6 protein-coding genes are annotated in these 5808 nt (G+C 73.8%); 4 read left to right on the top strand and 2 right to left on the bottom strand.

What is annotated here, in order from left to right; genetic code table 11:
- From GFJ45_RS16500 to pruA, 4 genes are all read left to right on the top strand, one after another.
- A partial coding sequence (locus GFJ45_RS16500) for a MinD/ParA family ATP-binding protein (protein WP_407670408.1) occupies positions 1–635 on the top strand: 635 nt, incomplete at its 5' end.
- A gap of 12 nt (positions 636–647) precedes the next feature.
- Complete coding sequence (locus GFJ45_RS14725; RefSeq protein WP_153398527.1) at positions 648–2069, top strand: WS/DGAT/MGAT family O-acyltransferase; 1422 nt, start codon at positions 648–650, stop codon at positions 2067–2069.
- A 14-nt stretch (positions 2070–2083) separates the two neighbouring features.
- Positions 2084–2530, top strand: a complete 447-nt coding sequence (locus GFJ45_RS14730; RefSeq protein WP_153398529.1) for a DUF6912 family protein — start codon at positions 2084–2086, stop codon at positions 2528–2530.
- A gap of 5 nt (positions 2531–2535) precedes the next feature.
- On the top strand, positions 2536–4164 hold the full coding sequence (gene pruA, locus GFJ45_RS14735; RefSeq protein ID WP_153398531.1) for an L-glutamate gamma-semialdehyde dehydrogenase: 1629 nt from the start codon (positions 2536–2538) through the stop codon (positions 4162–4164).
- An 8-nt stretch (positions 4165–4172) separates the two neighbouring features.
- On the opposite strand, the gene GFJ45_RS14740 is transcribed toward pruA, so the two are convergent.
- Both GFJ45_RS14740 and GFJ45_RS14745 read right to left on the bottom strand, forming a co-directional pair.
- Positions 4173–5042 carry an AraC family transcriptional regulator gene (locus tag GFJ45_RS14740; protein ID WP_153398533.1) on the bottom strand — a complete coding sequence of 290 codons (870 nt, stop codon included), beginning with the start codon at positions 5040–5042 and terminating at the stop codon, positions 4173–4175.
- A 162-nt stretch (positions 5043–5204) separates the two neighbouring features.
- Entirely contained in the window at positions 5205–5708 is a 504-nt protein-coding gene (locus tag GFJ45_RS14745; RefSeq protein ID WP_153398535.1) for a DUF2505 domain-containing protein, read from the bottom strand.
- Between the last annotated feature and the right edge of the window lie 100 nt (positions 5709–5808).

Raw genomic sequence — 5808 nt, forward strand, 5'->3', positions numbered from 1 at the left:
CCGGCATCCTGCAGCAGCTGCCGGGCGCGGTCAGGGTCGAACTCGTAGTCGCCGGTGCGGTCCTCGTACCAGGGGTCCTCACCGGGCTGCCGCGCACCGACCGGTGGCCCGAGCTGCGCGAGCACGCCCTGGCGGAGGTGCTGCGTGCCTGCCGGTCCACCGCCGGCTGGGTGGTCGTGGACATCGGCTTCTGCCTGGAGGCTGACGAGGAGCTGTCGTTCGACACCCGGGCGCCGCGCCGCAACGGGGCCACCCTGGCCGTGCTGGCGGAGGCCGACCACGTCGTCGCCGTCGGCGCGGCCGACCCGGTGGGGGTGCAGCGGCTGGTGCGCGGGCTGGACGACCTGAGCCAGGCCACCCAGGCACCACGCACCGTCGTGCTCAACCGGGTGCGGCCGGGGTCGGTCGGGCGCGATCCCGAGCGGCGGCTGCACCGGGCGATGGCCCGGCTGGCCGGGGTGGAGGACGCACTGCTGGTGCCGGAGGACCGGGCCGGGTGTGACGCAGCGCTGCTGACCGGTCGCACGCTGCGCGAGGAGCGCCCGCACAGCCCGGCCCGCGTGGCCGTGGTGGAGCTGGCGCGCCGGGTCGGGGCACCCGTCCGCCGGCACCGGCGCGGCGCACCCGCGATCTGACACGATGGCCCCGTGGTGGACCGGCTCACTCCGACGGACGCGTCCTTCCTCTACCTGGAGGAGCCGACGACGGCCATGCACGTCGGCACCGTGCTGGTCTTCCCCACCCCGGAGGAGGGCTTCGGCCACGAGACGCTGCTGGCGCTGGTGGCCAACCGGGTCGCCTACGTCAGCCGCTACCGGCAGAAGGTGCGGCACCTGCCCGCCGGCGTGGGCGGGCCGGTCTGGGTGGACGACCCCGACTTCGACCTGACCTACCACGTGCGCCGGGCCGCGCTGCCGCGCCCGGGCACCCGGGAGCAGCTGGCCGAGTTCGTCGCCCGCGTGCAGTCCCGGCCGCTGGACCGGACCCGCCCGCTGTGGGAGGTGTACCTGGTGGAGGGGCTCGAGGGGGACCGGTTCGCGGTCGTCACCAAGACCCACCAGGCGATGGTGGACGGCGTCCGCGGCATCGAGCTGGCCCAGGTGGTGCTGGACGCCAGCCCGACCGAGGTCACCCCGGTCGCGCAGACCTGGGCCCCGGCGCCGGAGCCCAGCAGCGTGGAGCTGCTGGCCCGGGCCGCCGTCGGCACCGCCACCAGCCCGCGCCGGCTGGTCGAGGGACTGCGCGGGGGAATCGCCGACCTGCGCCACACCGGCGCCCGGGTCGCCGAGGTGGCCCAGCAGGCCGCGACCACGCTGGTGCGCAGCGCGACCAGCCCGGCGCCCCCGACCCCGCTCAACACCCGCATCGGGGGCGCCCGGCGGCTGCGGCTGCTGGACCTCGACCTCGCGGACCTGCGGGCGGTGCGCGCCCGCCGGTTCGGCTCCGGCGACCACGGCCACGTCACCGTCAACGACGTGGTCCTGGCCACCGTGGCCGGTGCGCTGCGGGAGTGGCTGCTCACCCGGGGGGAGCCGGTGACCGCCGGCAGCAGCGTGCGCGCCATGGTGCCGGTGTCGGTCACCGGGGACGCCGGCCAGGAGCCGTCGGCCGTGGGCGGCGGCGTCGTGGCCTGCCTGGTGGACCTGCCGGTCGGGGAGCCCAGCCCCGGCATGCGGCTGCAGCAGGTCAGCTACCGCATGGCCGCCCAGCTGGCGGCCGGGCAGGCCGTCGGCGCCCGGGGGATCGCCGGGCTGGCCGGGTTCGCCCCCTCCACGCTGCACTCGATGGCCACCCGGGTGGCCAGCGCGGTCTCCCGGCGGTCGTTCAACCTGATCGTCAGCAACGTGCCGGGCCCGCAGGACGCCCGCTACGCCGGCACCGCCCGGCTGGAGGCCTCCTACCCGGTCATCCCGCTGCCGCGCGGCCAGGCGCTGTCGGTGGGGCTGACCAGCTACGACGGCCGGGTGCACCTGGGGCTGCACGCCGACCGCGCGACCCTGCCCGACCTGGACGTGCTCGCCGACGGAGTCCTCTCCGCGCTGCGCGAGCTGGCCGACGACCCCACCTGAGGAGCACCCACCCGATGAGCCACGTCCGCGTCTACCTCCCGATCTCGCCTGAGGACGCCCAGCGGCTGCACCGGGAGCGCAGCCTGGAGCTCGACCATCCCGGCTTCGCGGTCACCGACGCCGTCCGCACCTCCCACCCGGGCGGGGACCAGGAACTGTGGGAGTACGCCGCGCTGCAGGACGCGGCCCAGCACTGCCTCGACACCGGCGCCCCGGTGCTCGTGGCCGCGGCCGACATCGACCCCCACCAGGTCCACGACAGCGAGCTGGAGGGCTCCCGGGTGACGGTGGCGGGCACCCTCACCCTGCCGCGGGTAGCGGCGCTGCACGTCGGGGACGAGGCGCTCGGGGCGGAGACGTCCCATGACCCGGACGCCGAGGTGGAGCTGAGCTGGTACGACACGACTGAGCTGGGCCACCTGGTTAGCCTGGTCGGAGAGCCACCTGACCCGAAGGAGTGACAGCAGTGGACGGCATCAGCACAGTGCCCACGCCCGCCAACGAGCCGGTGCGGGACTACGCCCCCGGCAGCCCGGAGCGGGCGGAGCTGGAGGCGGCCCTGAAGGCGATGGCGGCCACGCCGGTGGAGCTGCCGCACGTCATCGGGGGCGAGGAGGTCACCGGGAGCGGGGAGGAGATCCCGGTCGTGCAGCCGCACGCCCACGCCGAGGTGCTGGGCACGATGCGCAACGCCACCACCGACGACGCCCGGCGGGCCGTCGACGCGGCGCTGGCGGCCGCACCGCAGTGGCGGGACACGCCCTTCGACGACCGCGCCGCCGTCCTGCTCAAGGCCGCCGACCTGCTGGCCGGTCCCTACCGGGCCGAGGTGAACGCGGCCACCATGCTCGGCCAGTCCAAGAGCGTCCACCAGTCCGAGATCGACGCTGCCTGCGAGCTGATCGACTTCTGGCGGTTCAACGCCCACTTCGCCCAGCAGATCCTGCGCGACCAGCCGCCGGTCAACCCGCGGGGGGTGTGGAACCGCACCGACCATCGCCCGCTGGAGGGGTTCGTCTACGCGGTCACGCCGTTCAACTTCACCGCGATCGCAGGCAACCTGCCGACCGCCCCCGCGCTCATGGGCAACACCGTGGTGTGGAAGCCCTCGCCCACCCAGCAGCGCGCGGCCACCGTGGTGATGAAGGTGCTGCAGGAGGCTGGGCTGCCCCCGGGCGTCATCAACATGGTCACCGGTGACGGCACGGCGGTCTCGGAGGTGGCGCTGCCACACCGGGAGCTGGCCGGTATCCACTTCACCGGCTCCAGCGGCACCTTCCGCACGCTGTGGGCCGGCGTCGGCGAGCACCTGGAGCGCTACCGGTCCTACCCGCGGATCGTCGGTGAGACCGGCGGTAAGGACTTCATCGTGGCCCACCCCTCGGCCGACCCGGAGGTGCTGCACACGGCGCTCATCCGCGGTGCCTTCGAGTTCCAGGGGCAGAAGTGCTCGGCGGTCTCCCGCGCGTACGTGCCGGTGTCGCTGTGGCGGCGGCTGCGCGACCAGGTGGTGCAGACCACCGAGTCCATCCCGCAGGGTGACGTGCGGGACCTGTCCAACTTCATGGGCGCGGTCATCGACGCGCGTGCCTTCGCCAAGCACAAGGGTGCGCTGGAGCGCGCGCACGCGGACGAGGACGTCACCGTGCTGGCCGGCGGCCGGTGCGACGACTCGGTCGGCTGGTTCGTGCGGCCGACCGTGCTGGAGGTCGGCGACCCCGAGCACGACCTGTTCCGCACCGAGTACTTCGGCCCGATCCTGGCGATCCACGTCTATGAGGACGAGAGCTTCGACCAGATGCTGGACCAGATGGAGTCGGTGGCCGACTACGCCCTGACCGGGGCGATCATCGCCCAGGACCGGCAGGTCGTGCAGCAGGCGATGCACCGGCTGCGGTTCGCCGCGGGCAACTTCTACGTCAACGACAAGCCCACCGGCTCGATCGTGGGCCAGCAGCCGTTCGGCGGGGCCCGCGCCTCGGGCACCAACGACAAGGCCGGCTCGGCGGCCAACCTGATGCGCTGGACCAGCCCCCGCTCCATCAAGGAGAACTTCGTCCCGCCGACCGACTGGCGCTACCCACACATGGGATGAGGCCGCGCTCAGGCGCGCTCGACCGGCAGCCAGAGGTCACAGGTCGCGGTGGTGAAGTCCGCGTTGTGCTCGAGCACGGCCACGATCGACGGGCCGGGTCGCAGCCGCCACGGGTTCGAGGGGAGCCACTCGGCGGCGGCCGCCGCCCAGGTCTCCTGCAGCGCGTGCGGATGGGGTCCCTCCGTCGTGAAGACCGCCCAGCTCCCGGCGGGGACAGCGATGGCCTCCAGTCCGGCCGGAGGCGGTGTGTCATCGGTGATCGCCACGCCATGCATGTAGGTCAGCTCGCTGCCGGGGGTACCCGCTGAGTCCAGCTCGTCGCTGATCTGGAGCAGGCCGGCGGGGGCCGCGTTGCTGAGCTGCTTCAGTCGCAGGTGCTCCACCATGGGTATCGCCGCGACATGGGCCTGGATGTGGGGGTTGACACCGTCGTGGATGAGCGGGACGCGGGTGGTGTGGCCGACCAGACGGAAGGCGGCCCGGTCGGTGATGCGGACGTGCATGGGAGTGTTCCCTTCGACGGTCAGGCGGAACTTGAGCTGGTGCTGGCTGCGGAACGGACCCCCGCAACGGCGCGCCTCGGTGAGGCCGATCCCGTGCACGGCACGGAACGCGCGGCCGAACGCCTCGGTCGAGCCGTAGCCGTACCTGACGGCGATCGTCAGCAGGTCATCGGAGCGCTCCACGACGTCGGCGGCCGCCAGCGACATCCGGCGCCGGCGTACGTACTCCGACACCGGCATGCCCGCCAGTGACGAGAACACCCGTCGCAGGTGGTACTCGGTCGTGCCGTGTCTGGCGGCCACCGCGGCGACCTCCACCTGCTCGCCGGCAGCCTCCTCGACCGCGTCCACCAGCTGGTTCAGCGCGCCAATCATCGAGCCTCCTTGGTCCGTGCACCAGTCTCTGGCGCCGGAACCGGCTCGCGCCCGATCCCGGCGGACCGGTTCGGTCAGCCGCGAGCGGCTGGTCGCGGCCGGCCGGCCGATGGCCGACCGGCGCTCGCCACACCCGGGAGGGACGAGGCCCGGTGCGACGGGTCAGGCCCGGGTGCGCCACTCCTGGGCCACCTGGGTCTCCTGCCGGAACGCCCCGGAGATGATCGGGGCGACCGCCTTCTCGATCCGGGACCCCAGCAGCGGCACGTGCGCCTGGAGGTCGCCGGTGAGGGTGTGCTCGGTGCGTGCGGGGTCGCCGTCGACCGGCGCCAGGCTCAGGCTGCCGGTGAACTCCACCGGTGTCCCCGGGATGCTCAGCTCGACGCCGGCGCCGCGGCTGCCGTCGCTGTCCGGCTCTCCCCAGCTCTGCGACTCGATGACGTCGACGGTGTCGCCGACGATGCTGCGGGCGAAGTCGGGGAAGCGGTCGGTCGCCATCCGGCGTCGGGTCACGACCAGCGTGGAACCCTCCTGCAGCTCGACCGTGACCTCGTGCTCCAGCGCCCCCGAGCGCTCGCAGCGCAGCTCCTGGTAGCGGCTGTCGCACAGCATCGCGTACACCTCGCTGGCGGGCGCGTCGTGCTGGATGGCCTCGGTGATCCTCATGGGCCTTACCGTAGCCCGGGCCGGCCGGCACCGTCCCGCGACGAGCCCGCGCCGGCGGTGCTGCGCAGCGGACCGGCCGCCGCGGCCAGCCGGGGTGCCA

Source organism: Ornithinicoccus halotolerans, from assembly GCF_009602535.1.
Taxonomy (GTDB): domain Bacteria; phylum Actinomycetota; class Actinomycetes; order Actinomycetales; family Dermatophilaceae; genus Ornithinicoccus; species Ornithinicoccus halotolerans.